Annotated in this window: 12 protein-coding genes; 5 read left to right on the top strand and 7 right to left on the bottom strand. The window is 67.1% G+C overall.

Features of this window, described 5'->3' with window-relative positions; all coding sequences use genetic code 11:
• Window positions 1-9 precede the first annotated feature (9 nt).
• The 3 genes from ACTHLF_RS12855 to ACTHLF_RS12845 are packed head-to-tail and all read left to right on the top strand — an operon-like array spanning window position 10 to window position 6,447.
• The gene (locus ACTHLF_RS12855) at window positions 10-3,642 is read left to right on the top strand and encodes a hypothetical protein (protein ID WP_440327741.1); all 3,633 of its coding nucleotides are present in this window, start codon (window positions 10-12) and stop codon (window positions 3,640-3,642) included.
• Window positions 3,597-5,444 (top strand): M1 family metallopeptidase, encoded by a 1,848-nt coding sequence (locus ACTHLF_RS12850; protein ID WP_440327740.1) that lies wholly within the window; start codon window positions 3,597-3,599, stop codon window positions 5,442-5,444. The genes ACTHLF_RS12855 and ACTHLF_RS12850 overlap by 46 nt, the downstream gene beginning before the upstream one ends.
• Before the next feature lies 1 nt (window position 5,445).
• The gene (locus ACTHLF_RS12845) at window positions 5,446-6,447 is read left to right on the top strand and encodes an alpha/beta fold hydrolase (protein ID WP_440327739.1); all 1,002 of its coding nucleotides are present in this window, start codon (window positions 5,446-5,448) and stop codon (window positions 6,445-6,447) included.
• A 118-nt stretch (window positions 6,448-6,565) separates the two neighbouring features.
• Here the strand turns inward: ACTHLF_RS12845 and ACTHLF_RS12840 are convergent, their stop codons facing one another.
• The 4 genes from ACTHLF_RS12840 to ttcA all read right to left on the bottom strand — a co-directional run bounded on the left by ACTHLF_RS12840 (window position 6,566) and on the right by ttcA (window position 10,484).
• The gene (locus ACTHLF_RS12840; protein ID WP_440327738.1) at window positions 6,566-7,333 is read right to left on the bottom strand and encodes a M48 family metallopeptidase; all 768 of its coding nucleotides are present in this window, start codon (window positions 7,331-7,333) and stop codon (window positions 6,566-6,568) included.
• Window positions 7,334-7,405: 72 nt separating this feature from the next.
• A complete protein-coding gene (locus ACTHLF_RS12835; RefSeq protein WP_440327737.1) occupies window positions 7,406-8,314 on the bottom strand; it encodes a recombination-associated protein RdgC in 909 nt (302 codons plus the stop codon).
• Between the two features lie 76 nt (window positions 8,315-8,390).
• Window positions 8,391-9,578 (bottom strand): amino acid aminotransferase, encoded by a 1,188-nt coding sequence (locus ACTHLF_RS12830; protein WP_440327736.1) that lies wholly within the window; start codon window positions 9,576-9,578, stop codon window positions 8,391-8,393.
• A gap of 33 nt (window positions 9,579-9,611) precedes the next feature.
• Window positions 9,612-10,484, bottom strand: coding sequence for a tRNA 2-thiocytidine(32) synthetase TtcA (gene ttcA, locus ACTHLF_RS12825; RefSeq protein ID WP_440327735.1), 873 nt, complete (start codon window positions 10,482-10,484; stop codon window positions 9,612-9,614).
• A gap of 104 nt (window positions 10,485-10,588) precedes the next feature.
• Here ttcA and ACTHLF_RS12820 point away from each other — a divergent pair, with 104 nt between their 5' ends.
• Window positions 10,589-10,795: a YdcH family protein gene (locus ACTHLF_RS12820; protein WP_440327734.1), complete on the top strand. Its 207-nt coding sequence runs from the start codon at window positions 10,589-10,591 to the stop codon at window positions 10,793-10,795.
• A 14-nt stretch (window positions 10,796-10,809) separates the two neighbouring features.
• Window positions 10,810-11,394, top strand: coding sequence for a GNAT family N-acetyltransferase (locus ACTHLF_RS12815; RefSeq protein WP_440327733.1), 585 nt, complete (start codon window positions 10,810-10,812; stop codon window positions 11,392-11,394).
• A 101-nt stretch (window positions 11,395-11,495) separates the two neighbouring features.
• Here ACTHLF_RS12815 and ACTHLF_RS12810 read toward each other — a convergent pair whose 3' ends face one another.
• Genes ACTHLF_RS12810 through ACTHLF_RS12800 form a run of 3 tightly spaced genes read right to left on the bottom strand, consistent with a single transcriptional unit; the run spans window position 11,496 to window position 14,846 of the window.
• Window positions 11,496-12,515, bottom strand: coding sequence for an efflux RND transporter periplasmic adaptor subunit (locus tag ACTHLF_RS12810; protein WP_440327732.1), 1,020 nt, complete (start codon window positions 12,513-12,515; stop codon window positions 11,496-11,498).
• Between the two features lie 11 nt (window positions 12,516-12,526).
• Window positions 12,527-12,724, bottom strand: coding sequence for a DUF1656 domain-containing protein (locus tag ACTHLF_RS12805; protein WP_440327731.1), 198 nt, complete (start codon window positions 12,722-12,724; stop codon window positions 12,527-12,529).
• A complete protein-coding gene (locus ACTHLF_RS12800; protein ID WP_440327730.1) occupies window positions 12,714-14,846 on the bottom strand; it encodes an FUSC family protein in 2,133 nt (710 codons plus the stop codon). Before ACTHLF_RS12800 ends, ACTHLF_RS12805 begins: the two co-directional genes overlap by 11 nt.
• Window positions 14,847-14,856 lie beyond the last annotated feature (10 nt).

Below are 14,856 nucleotides of genomic sequence, written 5' to 3'. Positions count from 1 at the left end.
GGTTCGCATATGGATATGCTCCCTCCTTCACCCGCTCCCGCGGCCGTGCACGGCATGACCCGGGAAGCCGCCGCGGCCTCGGCCGAATTGCTAAGGCTCAGCGCCGCGCACGCCGCGCTCGCGCGCCTGGACGAAAGCGCGCCCAGGCTTCCCGATCCTGCGCCCGCGACGTTCGATACCTTTCTTTCCGACCATGCGGCGTGGCGTTCCATGGCGCAGGCGCAGTTGGCACCGGTGGTTGCTGAGATCCTTCGCGGCGAAGCCGCTCTGCGCAGCGAGGACGGCACGCTCTCGCCGAACGCCACGCGTCTCGCGGGGCGCGTCGCCGATAGGCTGGCGGGCAACGTCGGCGTGGGCTTGTCCCTGCAGGAAGTGTGGGCAGGGCCACATGTGGTCGCGGGCGCCGTGGCCGCGACGGCCGACGACACGCCGGGCCTTCACTTGCTCTTCTTGCCGGGCCAGGGCTGGGAAGCGCTGGCCTCTGTCGACGAGACTACGGATGCCGTCCGTCATTACGTGTCCGGGTGTATCCAGTCCGGTTCGGTCGCAGGGATGCACGTCGACGCCTGCGCCGACGCTTTCGATGGTGCGGAAGTATCCTTGCGCGCGGCCAGCGCCGATGCCGCAGGGGCGTGGACAACGCACCTTTTCGATACCCACCTCGCACGGATCCGCCAGGTCTGGGACGACTACCAGCTCGACCGCGACCTCCCCGGTGCCCAGGCAACGTTCAACGACAGGCTGCTCGGCCATGCGCGCCTGGCGAGTGTCCTGGATGTGCCTGCGCTGCTGCGTGCCCGCGAGGCGCGCCTGCTCGCCCAGGCCACCGACGAACGACTGGCGCGAGTACCGCCCCCGGTCGCCCGCGACTGGCGAGCGGCCACGGTGTCGTATGCACGCCTCGCCGCCGACACGGCCGTGCTGCGAACCGCGTGGGGTGTCGAGCCGCCGATGGGCATGGTTGACTTCACATCGAACGAGCTCGATGGGCGGCTGGCGGCGCTCGGGATCGGCGATGCATCGGCCATGCTGTCGGTCGACGTCACCCACGATCCCGCCAAAGGCTCGTACGAACACCTGAAGCAGTTGCTTGTCGGCCCCAACACGATCCGGCAGACGCTGCATGCACTCGCATGGCGGGGCCTCACCATCATGGATGCCGTGCAGTTGAGCACGGTGCGCCACGATGGCAGCGCCATGGCCGCGCATCTTGCCCAGGCCGATCTCGTCGCAGTGGTTCGCGACGCGCGGGTGGCACCGCGCTACCGCGAGCACCTCGAATCGCAGCTGCGCACGGGGCCCGCCGGGCGGCTCGCAAAACTCACCGCTATCGAGCTGACGGCGGCGCGCATGCGTGCCGATGCCGCGCAGGCGAGGCTGTCGTATTACCTGGCCGACGAACCGCGTTCTTTCCTGGAGGACCACGCCGAACGCGGCTTCCGCTGGGTCGAGGCGATGCTCGACCACCGTGCCCCGGCGGGCCGCAAGCTGATCGATGGCCACGAGGTCGTCGCTCGCCAGCTCACCTACAAGGACATCCCCCTGCGCGATGTCGTCGTCATCGGCGCGCGTGATGCGCGCAGCGTGCCCCGCGTCGTCGTGTATACGCCGGATGCGCCGGATGGCGCGGCCTTCCGCGAATTCGCTGACCGGCAAGCGATGGCCCGCGCATTCCTGTACGCGCCTGCATTTCGCGAGTACCTGCTCGACCGGCTCCCCGCGGCATTTGCCACGCAGGATCCCAACGGCGTTACGCGGCGTTTCAAGGGCGATCGCCTGGCCCACTGGGTTCTTGGAAGCCCGGCCGACGCGGCGTACACCCTTACGGAAGAACCGTTCGACGAGCGCGAGGTGAGCGGCGATTTCATCGATGCCGGCTACGATGCGATGGTGGATCAACGTATCCACGATACGCACCACGTCGAATCCGGGGCGAAGGAGCACTGGACCTTCAGCCCGATCGGGACGCATCCGGTCACCGGGCTCGCGACGGATCTTGCACTGTCGACGTTGTCCGCACCCGCACGCCTGCGCAGTGCGCTGGATCGCTTCTACGATGGCGTCAAATCCGGCGATGCGACCGATGCCTACCTTGCGTTTACCGATGCGTGGGTGACCGGGCTCGATCTCGCCGGGCCGCTCTGGGCGGCGGGCAGCGGGCGCGCGCCATTGCTCCGCCATGCGCGCGGCGCGGCACCGCAACCCGCGCAAGCGCGGCTGGACCTCCGCGGCCCTCGCTTCGAATCCCGGTACGCGGCACGGAGCGTGGCTGCCAACGAACTCCCCGATAGCGAGGGCTTCCACATCGTCCAGGGGCGGCGCCACGTGAGCCAGGACGGGCGCCTGTATCCCGTACGTTTCGACGACTACAACCATGTGTGGCGTCTCGAACGGCCGCAGGGTTCGCTCGATGCCACCTTTACCGGTCCGGCCGTGCAGCGCATCGGAGGCGAATGGACGTATGCGCGCGGAGTGGGCCTGCCGGGTGGCGCCGGGCGGGGCCTGCGTGAGCGCCTGCGCCGCGCGCTAAACCTTGGCGGCCGCGAAGCCGACCATGCGGCCGCGCCAGCGGAACCGGCCGTGCCGGCCGCTGCCGAGCCCGTGGCTGCCCCGCGGCCGTCGCTGCCGCCAGCGCTCGAGCCCATCCGTGATGAGGTCGAGGCGATCATCCGTGACAACCCGTCGGCGACCTTCCGGTACCGGTTGGGGAGCAACGAGTCGATGCACCTGCGTGTCGATGTCCCTTCGCGCAGCGCCATGGTGTTCGATGACGGCATCGCTTCGGACCTCGCCACCCTGGATGCCGGCCAGCGCCGGCAATTCCTGCATGAGCTTGAAACACGGGTGCCGGACGCGCGCGAGCGCAGCCTGCTCCTGGCCCGCCGTGGGTGGGCCGATGGCGGGCGGCGCGTGGGCTCACCGGGCCAGCGGCGCTGGCGCGGCGAGGACGGGCAGGATCCGTCGATCGGGTCGAGTTCGGATCCCTCGACGCCGCCGCCAGCGGGCGACCTGACGCCACGCCAGGCTTCGCTTTGGGACGAGGCGGTCGCTGCCGCAAGGCTGGCCGTCGCTGCGGCGGATGAGGCCGTCGGCGGTGTGGGCACGACCACTATCGTCGCGCCGCACGACTGGCCGGAGAGCTTCTGGATCTACACGCCGGAGGCGCCCGGCCGCGCGTTCGGTGTGAGCGGCGGCATCGAATGGCTCATCCAGGGCCATTCGCGCCACTTCTACGACCCCGGCGAATTCAGGGTGACCACCCTGCCCCCCGGCACACCCCGTGCCCGGCTGGACGAGGCGCTGGGCATCACCGCGCTCGAGCGCGGCCGCGGCGACCCCACCGGGCACTGGATCGAGGTCGATCGCAACTACATGCGCCAGGCTTACTGGCGTGGGGAACATCGCATGGAGCGACGCCTGCTGGCCTCCGGCGAGTACGCCTACACCTTGCGAACCCGCCGCCGCGACCTGACCTGCCCGAGGCGTTCACCCGGGCGTCCAGTGCCTTCAGCCTCCCCTAGCCCTCCGCGGGCGTTCGTCCCAGCCCCCCGCGTGCCAGTGGCATACTGGGGGCTTCCCTCCCACGGAAACGTTCCATGCGCCTGCTTCCCTTCGCGGCCCTCACGGTGGCCTTCCCGGTAGTGGCCTTCGCCGCCGATCCCCATTCCTACGCCCAGCCGGACGTGGTCAAGGTCACCCACCTCGATCTCGACCTCAAGGTGGATTTCGCCAAACGCGAACTGGCCGGCGATGCGACGCTGAAGCTCGACTGGAAGGCCGGCAAGGGCGACCTGGTCCTCGACACGCGCGACCTGAAGATCGCCAGCGTCAATGCCGTGGATGCCAGCGGCAAGGCGACGCCGCTCAAGTTCGCGCTGGCACCGCGCGACAAGGAACTGGGCGCGAAGTTGACGATCCAGGCGCCGGCGCATCCGGCACAGGTGCGCATCGCCTACACGACCGTGCCCGAGGCCTCGGGCCTGCAGTGGCTCCCGCCTGAGCAGACCGCGGACAAGAAGCAGCCCTTCATGTTCTCGCAGTCGGAATCCATCCACGCGCGTTCGTGGGTGCCGCTGCAGGATTCGCCCGCCGTGCGCTTCACCTACGACGCGCACGTGAGCGCGCCGAAGGACGTGCGAGTGGTGATGAGCGCCATCAACGATGCGAAGCATCCGCTCGATGGCGATTTCAAGTTCGACCAGCCGCATCCCATCCCCTCGTACCTGCTGGCGATCGCCGCCGGCGACATCGCGGTGAAGGAGACCGGCCCGCGCAGCGCCGTGTACGCCGAGCCCAGCGTGGTCGCCAAGGCCGCGCACGAGTTCGAGGACACGGAGAAGCTGATCGAAACCACCGAGAAGCTGTATGGCCCGTATGCCTGGGGTCGTTACGACATCCTGGTGCTTCCGCCGTCGTTCCCGTTCGGCGGCATGGAAAACCCCAACATGACCTTCGCCACGCCAACCGTGCTCGTTGGCGACAAGAGCCTGGTCTCGCTGGTCTCGCATGAGCTGGCCCATTCGTGGTCGGGCAACCTGGTGACCAGCGCCGCATGGCGCGACATCTGGCTCAACGAAGGTTTCACCACCTACGTGCAGGGCCGCATCACCGAGGCCGTGTACGGCAAGTCGCAGGCGGACGAGGAAGCGCTGCTTTCCGCACGTGAACTCGAGAAGACCATCGGCTCGATGGAACCGAACACGCAGAAGCTCACGCCGGATCCGCGTGGCGTCGGCGCGGACGATTCGCTTTCGTCGGTCGCCTACGACAAAGGCTCGTGGTTCCTGCGCACGCTGGAGCAGCGTTTCGGCCGCGAGAACTTTGACGCGTACCTCAAGGGCTACTTCGCCCACTTCGCGTTCCAGAGCATCGATACCGACACGATGTTCGCCTACATGAAAGCCAACCTGCTCGATAAGTACCCGGGCAAGATGAGCGAGGCCGAGGCGCGCGCGTGGATCTGGCAGCCGGGTATCCCGAAGGATGCGCCGCTGCCCACGTCGGCGCGCTTCGACAGCATCGACAAGGAACGCACGGATTTCCTCGCCGGCAAGCTCGATGCGGCGAAGCTGGATGCGAAGACCTGGAACACCCAGGAATGGATGTACTTCCTGGATCGCATGCCGGACGTGGCTCCGCTCGACAAGATGAAGGCGCTCGACGCGGCGTGGCACCTCACCGGCACGCCCAACGCGGAGATCGGCATGCGCTGGTACGTCCACGCCATTGCCGCAGGCGATAAGGACGTGTGGACCGCCGCGGCGGAACACATGACCCGCATCGGCCGCCTGTACCTCACCACGCCGGTGTATCGCGCGTTCGCGCGCACGCCGGAAGGCCTGGCTTTCGCGAAGGCCACCTATGCGAAAGCAAAGGCTGGCTACCACCCGATGACCCAGCAGGCGGTGGAGAACATCCTCGCCGGCAAGTCGAAGAAGAAGTGAGATGGCAAGGACTTCTGCTCCCCTCGATACCGCATCCACCCGCCCGCTCTGGCAGCGCCTGCTGCTGCGCCGGCTGAAATTCCTGGTGGTCGTAGCGCTGGTGCTGGGCGCCGGCGCCGGCCTGGTCTACCTGTTCGCGCCGCAACTGCTGGTCAAGGCAGACGCGGCACGCATGGCGATGCAGGCCCACGTTGAGAAGAAGAGCGTGGTCGCCGGCGATACCACGTGGTCGTACTACGAAGGTGGCCAGGGCCCGACGATCGTGCTGCTGCACGGCTTCGCCGCCAACAAGGAAACCTGGCTGAAGATGGCCGGCGGCCTCACCGATCACTTCCATGTCGTGATCCCTGACCTGCCGGGCTGGGGTGAGTCGTCGCGCACGACGGGCGGCGACTACGGCGTGCCGGCGCAGGCCGCGCGGCTCGATGCGTTCGCCGCCGCCACGGGCCTTCCGCGCTTCCTGCTCGTCGGTCAGTCGATGGGCGGCGCCATTGCAGGTGTCTACGCAGCCGACCACCCGGACCGGGTGGCGGCGCTCACGCTGATGAGTTCAGCCGGGCTGACGTTCAAGGAAAACGACTTTGTCCGCGATGTGAAGGCCGGCAAGGATCCGTTCCTGTTCAACGACCGCGAAGGCCTCGAGGCACTGCTTGCACGCATCTTCACCGTGCCGCCGCACCTGCCGGGTCGCATCGAGGACGCGCTGGTCCGCCGCAACGTGAAGGATCGTGCGTTCATCGAGAGCACGTTCGCGGAGCTGAAGAAGCCCGAGCAGGCCTACGTACTGGACCCGCTCCTCGGCAAGCTGACGATGCCCGTGCTTGGCGTCTGGTGCCACGACGACAAGATCATCGACGTGTCGGCGCTGGACACCCTGCGCAATGGCCTGAAGAACACGCCGTCCATCGGCGCGACCGTGCTCAACGGTTGCAACCACATGCCGATGCTGGAGAAGCCCGACGAGACCGCACGGATCATCACCGGATTCGCGCTGGCGCATTGAACGCATCGCGTAGGAGCCCACCCTGTGGGCGACGCCGTTCGCGGAAGAGCTACAGGTCCTGTGGCGTCATCGCGAACGATGTCGCCCACAGGGTGGGCTCCTACGCGATCATTACGCCTCAGTCCGCAACATCCGCAATCAAACGATCCAGCTGCGCCTTCAGCGCACTGCCATGCGCACGCAACCACGTGCGCTGCTCCCGGTGCTCAGGCAGGATGCTCTCCACCCAGCTCCAGAAGCGCGGCGAATGGTTGCGCACCTTGAGGTGGCAGAGTTCGTGCACCAGCACGTAGCGCAACGCCGCAGGCGGCGCCAGCGCGAGCGCAAGATCGAGATTGATGCGGTCGCGCGTATCCAGGCTGCCCCACAGGCTCTTCAGCGGGCGGATACGCAATGCCGTGGGTGCCGCGTTGATCTGCGGGATATAACCCGGCAGCCAGCGTGACACATCGCGGCGAATTTGCGCTTCGAAGAACGTAGCGAGCAGCCCGCGCGCGACCAGCAGTTCACGATGGTGCGGGCCCGGGATCACCAGGGTGATGCCGCTCTCGTCGTGCTGCACGCGCGGGTACGGACCCTCGGCCCAGTCGAGCCGGACTTCCTCGCCACGGAACGGGAACGTGGTCGGCACGCCCACGCGCAACGCCGGCAAAGGCTCGGCATCCATGTGGAACTCGCCGAGCTTCTGTTCCAGCCAGTCGGCGTGGTGGCGCAGGAACGCGGTCATCTGCGCCACGTGCGTGCCGTTGGGATAGGTGAGGCGCGCGCCCTTGGGCGTCACCGTCAGGCGGAGCCGGCGCGCACGCGGGTGCGCCGACTTCAGCACGCGGATCGTGCCCCCGGTCGGGGTGGAAAGTTCCAGCCACTCGCCTTGTTCTGATGCCATGTTGCCAGTCCCGAACCGATCCCGACAAACATCCCATCCCGGTGTATCAGCCACTGCGACCGGCCCGGCGGATCACTCCGGGCGCGGCAGCTTGAACCACTCTTCCATCTTCCCCAGGAGACGCTCGTATTCGAGCGCCATCAGGGCGAAGGTGGCGTCCATTTCCGCGGCGGCGTTCTCGTGGCTGTCGGCCTGTTCGTCCAGCACCACGTCCGTGAACTTGATTTTACGCAGGATGAGGTCCTCGCCAAGCACGAAAGAGATGCGGTCATCGAAGACCAAACCAAGCTGGAACACCTGTTTTCCCGTGCGCAGGTGCTCCCGAATCTCATCGGTGTCGAGATCCTGCCTGCGGCAACGGGCAATCGCGCCCGAGGCCGTGGCCGGATCGCGCAGCTCGCACTCGTCGCCCAGCGCCAGGCCACCCGGCAGCTCGCCCGTCGCCACCCAGTGGGTCATGAGGATCCGCGGCGACTCCTCCGGTGCCAGGGGCACGGCGGGGAAGCTGCCCAGGGCCTCGCGGACCTGGCTCAAGGTGTTCTCGGCGGACTTGCGACTGGAGGTATCCAGGACGAACCAGCCGTTCTTCTTGTCGGCGTAGGCCTTCATGCGCGAGCTGCGCACGAAGGCGCGCGGCACGAGCTCGTTCAGCACGTCATCCTTGATCTTCTTGCGTTCACGCCCGCCGACCTTGCGGCCTTCTTCCTCGGCGATCTTCTGCACACGGTTGGCCACCTCATCGTTGATGACGGAGGACGGCAGGAGCTTATCTTCGCTGCCCACGGTGACCATGGTGTTGCGGGCCACGTTATGGGTCAGGCCTTCTTCGTTGCGGCCCAGCGGCGAGACGAAACCCCGCGCGGAAAGCTCCATGGGGCCCACCGGACGCAGGCGGTGTTCCGGCAGGGCTTCGTCCAGGCGATCGAGGTCGGCGGCAACGGATTCAGAAAAACGGAACAGCGTCAGGTTGCGAAAGAACATGTATCGGTGATTCTCATGCAAAGGGTTGGCCGTGGCGGGCGCAGTGCGCCCGCCGGCGAATGAGTGTGGCGGTGGCTCAGACCACCTTCGCGATCGCCTCGGCGACGCGGTCGATATTCCTGTCGTTCAGCGCGGCGACGCAGATGCGGCCCGTGCCCACGGCGTAGATGCCGAACTCTTCGCGCAGGCGATCGACCTGTGCGCTGCTGAGGCCGGAGTACGAGAACATGCCGCGCTGCTGTTGAATGAAGCTGAAATCGCCGGCCTTCGCGAGGCGCTCGACGAGGCCGCGACGCATTGCACGGATCCGTTCGCGCATCTCGCCCAGTTCCGTTTCCCACGTCGCGCGCAGGTCATCGTGGTTGAGCACGGCGGAGACGATGGCGGCACCGTGGGTCGGCGGGTTCGAATAGTTCGTGCGAATGATCCGCTTCAGCTGCGACTGCACGCGCACCGCTTCGTCGTGCGAACCAGTGACGATCGACAGCGCGCCGACGCGTTCGCCATACAGCGAGAACGACTTCGAGAACGAGCTGGCGACGAAGAACGGCACCTCGGCCTGGGCGAACAGGCGTACCGCCACGGCGTCGGCTTCGATGCCATCGCCGAAGCCCTGGTAGGCGATGTCGAGGAACGGCACGAGACCCTGCGTGCGCACGGTATCGATCACCCGCTTCCAGTCGCCTTCGGTCAGGTCAACACCGGTCGGGTTGTGGCAGCAGGCGTGCAGCACAACGACGGCGCCCTTCGGCAGCTTCGCCAGGCCAGCGAGCATGCCGTCGACATCCACGCCGTGGGTGGCCGCGTCGTAGTAAGGGTAATCGACGACCTTGAAGCCGGCGTTCTCGAACAGTGCCCGGTGGTTCTCCCAGCTCGGGTTGCTGATGGCGACCGGGACATCGGGGTTCAGGCGCTTGAGGAAATCGGCGCCGACCTTGAGCGCGCCGGTGCCGCCGAGCGCCTGCGCGGTGACCACGCGGCGATCGGCCAGCAGCGGCGACGAGGCGCCGAACAGCAGCTTCTGCACCGCGCTGTCGTAGAGCGCGATGCCGTCGATCGGTAGGTAGCCGCGCGGCAGCTGGGCTTCCACCCGCGCCTTTTCCGCTTCGCGCACGGCGCGCAGCAGCGGAACGTGGCCATTGGCATCGTAGTAGACGCCCACGCCAAGGTTCACCTTGTCGGCGCGCGTATCGGCGCCAAAGGCTTCGTTGAGGCCGAGGATCGGATCGCGCGGCGCGAGTTCGACAGCGGAGAACAGGGTCATGATCGGAAGGCCTTGAAGCGGTGGAAGGGGTTGTCAGTCGTTGTCGCCGGCGGCGTCACTGCCGCCAAGCCAGGCATGGGTATCGGCGCGCACCGCGCCTTCGCGGGCGCCCAGGCCCGCGAAGTCGAACAGGTTGCGATCCATCAGTTGCGAAGGGGCGATGTTGCCCAGCGCGCGGAACATCGTTTCACTGCGGCCCGGATGGCTCTTTTCCCAATCCGCGAGCATGCGCTTCACGACCTTGCGCTGCATGTTCTCCTGCGACCCGCAAAGGTTGCAGGGGATGATCGGGAAGGCCCTGGCCTCCGCGTACTCGGCGATATCGTCCTCGCGGCAATACGCGAGCGGGCGGATGACCACGTGCTTTCCATCGTCGGACTGCAGCTTGGGCGGCATCGCCTTCAGGCTGCCCTGGTAGAACATGTTCAGGAAGAAGGTGCCGAGGATGTCGTCGCGGTGGTGGCCGAGCGCGATCTTGGTGACTCCGTTGTCGGCGGCCCACTGGTAGAGCGCGCCGCGGCGCATGCGCGAGCACAGGCTGCACATCGTCTTGCCCTGCGGAATCACGCGGGTGACGACGCTGTAGGTGTCCTGCTCGATGATGTGGAACGGGATGCCGCGCTCGCTGAGGTATTCCGGGAGGATGTGCTCCGGGAAATCGGGCTGCTTCTGGTCGAGGTTCACCGCGATGATCTCGAACCGCACCGGTGCCTTGGCCTGCAGCGAGAGCAGGATATCTAGCATCGTGTAGGAGTCCTTGCCACCGGACAGGCACACCATGACCTTGTCGCCATCCTCGATCATCGCGTAGTCGGCGATCGCCTGGCCGACCTGGCGGCGCAGGCGCTTGGCCAGCTTGCCGGCTTCGTAGCTCTGCTTACGGGTGGCGTCGGGGTTCGCGGACATGTCGCTGGGTGCTTCGGAGGGGACGAGCCTCCTATTGTAGCTGCTGCGGCGCGGCACGCCGGGGGGTAAACTTCCCGCTTCCCCCAAAGCCGCCGGCCGCCGCCATGCAGGTTCAGGATCCGACCCAGCTATCCCAGCGTCTCGCGGAGCTCAAGGTGGAGCACCGGGACCTCGACGCCGCCATCGAGCACCTTGCCCAGGCCATCAGCCGGGACGAGCTCCAGCTCACCCGCCTCAAGAAGCGCAAACTGCTGCTAAAAGACGCGATCGCCCGGATCGAGAGCAGCCTCATCCCCGACCTGGACGCCTGAGAGGAGCCCTACGCATGGCCGACCGCCTGGAAAACGCCTGGGTCATCCTGGAGCCCATGACCCTCGAGCACGTCCCCGCGCTGGAAGAGGCCGCGGCCGATGGCGAGCTCTGGGACCTCTGGTTCACCACGGTCCCCCGCCCGGGCGAGATGACCGCCTACGTGGAAAAGGCCCTGCGCGGCCAGGTCGAGGGCCGCATGGCCCCCTGGGTGGTCCGCGAGCGCTCGAGCGGCGACATCGTCGGCACCAGCCGCTACTACGACATCACGCCCGACCCGTACCGGCTGGCCATCGGCTACACCTGGTACGCGAAGCGCTGGCAGCGCAGCCACCTGAACACGGCCTGCAAGCACCTGCTGCTGGATAACGCCTTCCAGAACCTTGGCGTGGTCGCGGTCGAGTTCCACACCGACGCTTACAACCAGGATTCCCAAAAAGCCATCGAGCGGCTTGGCGCGCGCAAGGAAGGCGTGCTGCGCGCCCACAAGCGCCGCGAGGACGGTTCCCTCCGCGACACCGTCTGCTACAGCATCCTCGCCACCGAATGGGCTGACGTGGACAAGTGGCTTCAGCTGCGGCTCAAGCGCCTCGCCCCGTAGGAGCCCACCCTGTGGGCGACGCCGTTCGCGGGAGAGTCACAGGGCCCTGCGGCGTCATCGCGAAAGATGTCGCCCACAGGGTGGGCTCCTACGAATAGACGTTAGCGAACGGCAACCTGCTCGGCTTGCGACGGATGCACCACCAGCGTCGCCGTCATGCCGGCCGCCAGCACCGTACCCTGCGGCAGGTGGGTCGCATCTATGCGCACGCGCACCGGCACGCGCTGGGCCAGGCGCACCCAGTTGAAGGTCGGGTTCACGTCGGCCAGCATGTCGCTGCCGGTCGGGTTATCCGCATCGGTGATACCGCGGGCGATGCTCTCGACCTTGCCCTGCAGGCGCACGCCACCGCTCATGAGGCGGATGTCGACCGGATCGCCGATGCGCAGGCCAGGCAGCTTGGTTTCTTCGAAATAGCCGTAGATCCAGTACGAGTGGCTGTCGATCAGCGCAAGGCGCGCCGTGCCGGCACTGGCGTAATCGCCGACGCGGACATCCAGGTTGGTGACATAGCCATCCACCGGCGCGCGTACGTCGGTGCGATCGAGGTTGAGCTGCGCGGCGGCCACTTCCACCTCGGCCTGGGCGACGGCGGCGAGCGCCTGCTCCTGCGCGGCCGAGGCCTGCTTCGTGCTCGCCTGTGCAGCCTGCCAGCCCGCCTTGGCGGCATTCGCCGCGGCAAGCGCATTGGCCTTGTCTTCCGCCGAGATAACGTTGTTGATCAGCTTCTGCCGGCGATCGGACTGCGCGGCATACATCTCGAAGTTCGAGCGACTCTGCTGCGCGCTCGCAGCGGCCGCGTTGATGTTGGCGCCCGACGCGCGTGCGGCAGCCTCGGCCGCGTGGAGGTTGGCCTTCGCCTGGTTCAGCGCGTTGATGTAACGCGCCTTGTCCACGACGAACAGCAGGTCACCCTTCTTCACCGTCTGGTTGTCGATGACCTGCACATCGGTGACCAGGCCCGCCACGTCGGGGGCGATGCGCACGATTTCCGCGCGCACGCGGCCATCGCGGGTCCAGGGCGAATACATGTAGTGCTTCCACAACGCGTGCCCGACGAACGCCGCGACGACGATGACGGCGGCGGTGATGGCGAAGCGGAGGATCGTGGTGAGTTTCATGACGGCATCACTCAGATAAGGAACAGCGCAAACGCGCCGAAGACACAGACGAACACGCCAAGGCGGAACAGCGGCGGGTGCCACACAAGGCGGTAGAGGCCGAAGCGGCCCGCCAGCGAATCCAGGATCCACAGGGCCAGCAGGGCCAGGACGAAAAGGACGAGCAACCCCGGTACGAGGGCGTCGCCGAGCGCAATCTCACGAGGCATGGACGATTTCCTTGGCAAGCGGAGCGGAAGGCATGTACGCGGCGAGGACGGATTCGCCATCGAGCAGCGCCATGCGGACAAGGTGCAGGTGTTCGAGCAGGTGGGCCTGCCCGTCGTGTTCGCCGACGCTTGCGATGGCCGTGGCCACGGCGTCGCGCGCCAGCAGGTAGCCCGCCGGGTCCGGCTTCTCATAGAAGCGCGCCAGCGCGCGCAGGGCTTCCTGCAGATAGGGCAGCAGCGTCGAGGGTATGTCGCGCCGGGCCATGTCGTGGCGCAACTCGATGAGCGCACGGCCGGTTTCGTGTACCGCCAGTGCCCACGCCACCAGCGCACGGGAATCCGCGCTACCGGGCTGCGTCTGCGCGACGACCTGGCTGAAGAGATCGTGGTTCACGCTCTCGAAGCGGTGGCGCAGACCCGGCAACGGTGCCTCGGCGGCCAGCGCCACCTGCCCGCGCAACCGCGTCAGCTGGCGGCGGCGCAGCCACGCACTGCCGATCGCCGGCGGGATCACCACGAACGAGACGGCCGCGGCGCCAAGCCCGACGACCTGGGCGATGGCATCGTTGATGAAATGCGCCGGGTCGTAGGTCTGCACATTTTTCAGCGCAAGGATGTAGGCCAGGCCCATCGACCAGCCGAGACCGAACGACCCCAGCTTCCGGCTCATCATCATGACCAGTCCCACCGCAAGGAACGGGGCGATGCCGGCGACGAGCAGCGGATAGCCATCCACCTGGGTAAGCACGAAGAACTCGCAGATGAAGCCCATGGCCATGCCGCTGAGGTAGCCGAGCATGACGATCCACGTGACGCGGGTGGGATTGGGTGTCGTCGCAAAGAGACCGGCGAAGATGGTGGCCAGGAGCATCGCGCTCGACCCCATCGGCCACGCGCTCGCGATCCAGAACAGGCCGAGCACCAGCATGGTCAGCGTGGTGCGGAACGTGGCCAGCCCTGCGCCGAGCCAGTCATTGCCGCGATCGAAGCGCACGCGCTCGGCCGTGCCACCGACGATGCGGGGTGCCTGGAGCGAGGCAGCCGCGTCGACGTAGGCATGTAGCTCGTCGGCAAAGCGCATCAGCAGCGAGGCACCGGTATCGTAGTCGCGGATGTCCTGGACGTCGCTGAGCGAGGCACGAAGCAGCGGGCGCTGCGTACGCATGGCCGTACGCGCATCGGCCAGGCGGGGCAACAGAACGCGCGCCGCCATGCCCGCTTCGATGGGCACATGCAGGGCATCACCGATCGGCGCGTACAAGCGGACCAGCGTATCGGCGGCGAGATCGCGCTTCGCACGCTTCAACCGGTTCACGAGGTGGTGCAACGACTGGAAGCTGGTGGAAGCCGCCATGAAGCGCTGGTTGAACAGGCGCAGGTGGTTGCTGCGCGCACGCGCTTCCGCGTCCTCGAAAATCACGGAGCTGCGCAGGTCTTCCAGCGTCACCGCATCGCGCACGAAGCGAAGGTGCGCGTTTTCCATGGCTTCGCGCGGGATCGACCCTTCCGTGGCGCCGCGGACGAAGTTGAGGAAGTGTGCGAACTGTTCGCGCGCCGAGCGGCGCAGCACGTCGCGCATGCGGCTCGGGAAGACCACGTCGTTCACCACGCCGCTGACCAGCAGCCCGAGCAGCACTTCGGAGAGGCGCGCCACGGCGGAGTCGAACACGCCCGGCGGGTTGTCGATGACGGGGATGGCGACGATGGCCGCGGTGTAGCCGCCCAGCACGAAGGCATAGGATTTGAAGTTGCGGTAAAGCGTGGCGCCACCGGCGCAGACACCGATCCACATCGAGAGCGCGACGAGGAACAGATCCCGCTGTTGGGGGAACGACGCGACGATCGCGATAGCCGCCGTCGCGCCGCCCACCGTGCCGATCGCACGGTAGAAGCTCTTCGCCAGCACCATGCCCGACTGCCGGTTGGCCACGATGATCGTGGTCAGCATCGCGGTGGATGGCGCCGGCAGGTCGAAGCGCATGGCCAGCCAGCCCGCGGCGAAGAACGCGACCAGCGTCTTCACCACGAAGAGCCAGATCGAGGCCTCCTCGCGCAGGGTCTCCACCACGACCTGGCGAGTGGCCGGCGTGGTAGCGGTGGCGGTGGGATTCACGGCAGACATGGCGGCGCCC

The organism is Luteibacter sp. (assembly GCF_051958795.1).
Classification (GTDB): Bacteria; Pseudomonadota; Gammaproteobacteria; order Xanthomonadales; family Rhodanobacteraceae; genus Luteibacter.
The sequence above is the reverse complement of the archived record's forward strand: the minus strand, read 5'-3'. Positions and strand labels throughout refer to the sequence as shown.

Bases quoted from the DNA above. Each gene is read 5' to 3' on its own strand.
- ACTHLF_RS12855 (WP_440327741.1), top strand. From the start codon at position 10: ATGGATATGCTCCCTCCTTCACCCGCTCCCGCGGCCGTGCACGGCATG.
- ACTHLF_RS12850 (WP_440327740.1), top strand. From the start codon at position 3,597: ATGCGCCTGCTTCCCTTCGCGGCCCTCACGGTGGCCTTCCCGGTAGTG.
- ACTHLF_RS12845 (WP_440327739.1), top strand. From the start codon at position 5,446: ATGGCAAGGACTTCTGCTCCCCTCGATACCGCATCCACCCGCCCGCTC.
- ACTHLF_RS12840 (WP_440327738.1), bottom strand. From the start codon at position 7,333: ATGGCATCAGAACAAGGCGAGTGGCTGGAACTTTCCACCCCGACCGGG.
- ACTHLF_RS12835 (WP_440327737.1), bottom strand. From the start codon at position 8,314: ATGTTCTTTCGCAACCTGACGCTGTTCCGTTTTTCTGAATCCGTTGCC.
- ACTHLF_RS12830 (WP_440327736.1), bottom strand. From the start codon at position 9,578: ATGACCCTGTTCTCCGCTGTCGAACTCGCGCCGCGCGATCCGATCCTC.
- ttcA (WP_440327735.1), bottom strand. From the start codon at position 10,484: ATGTCCGCGAACCCCGACGCCACCCGTAAGCAGAGCTACGAAGCCGGC.
- ACTHLF_RS12820 (WP_440327734.1), top strand. From the start codon at position 10,589: ATGCAGGTTCAGGATCCGACCCAGCTATCCCAGCGTCTCGCGGAGCTC.
- ACTHLF_RS12815 (WP_440327733.1), top strand. From the start codon at position 10,810: ATGGCCGACCGCCTGGAAAACGCCTGGGTCATCCTGGAGCCCATGACC.
- ACTHLF_RS12810 (WP_440327732.1), bottom strand. From the start codon at position 12,515: ATGAAACTCACCACGATCCTCCGCTTCGCCATCACCGCCGCCGTCATC.
- ACTHLF_RS12805 (WP_440327731.1), bottom strand. From the start codon at position 12,724: ATGCCTCGTGAGATTGCGCTCGGCGACGCCCTCGTACCGGGGTTGCTC.
- ACTHLF_RS12800 (WP_440327730.1), bottom strand. From the start codon at position 14,846: ATGTCTGCCGTGAATCCCACCGCCACCGCTACCACGCCGGCCACTCGC.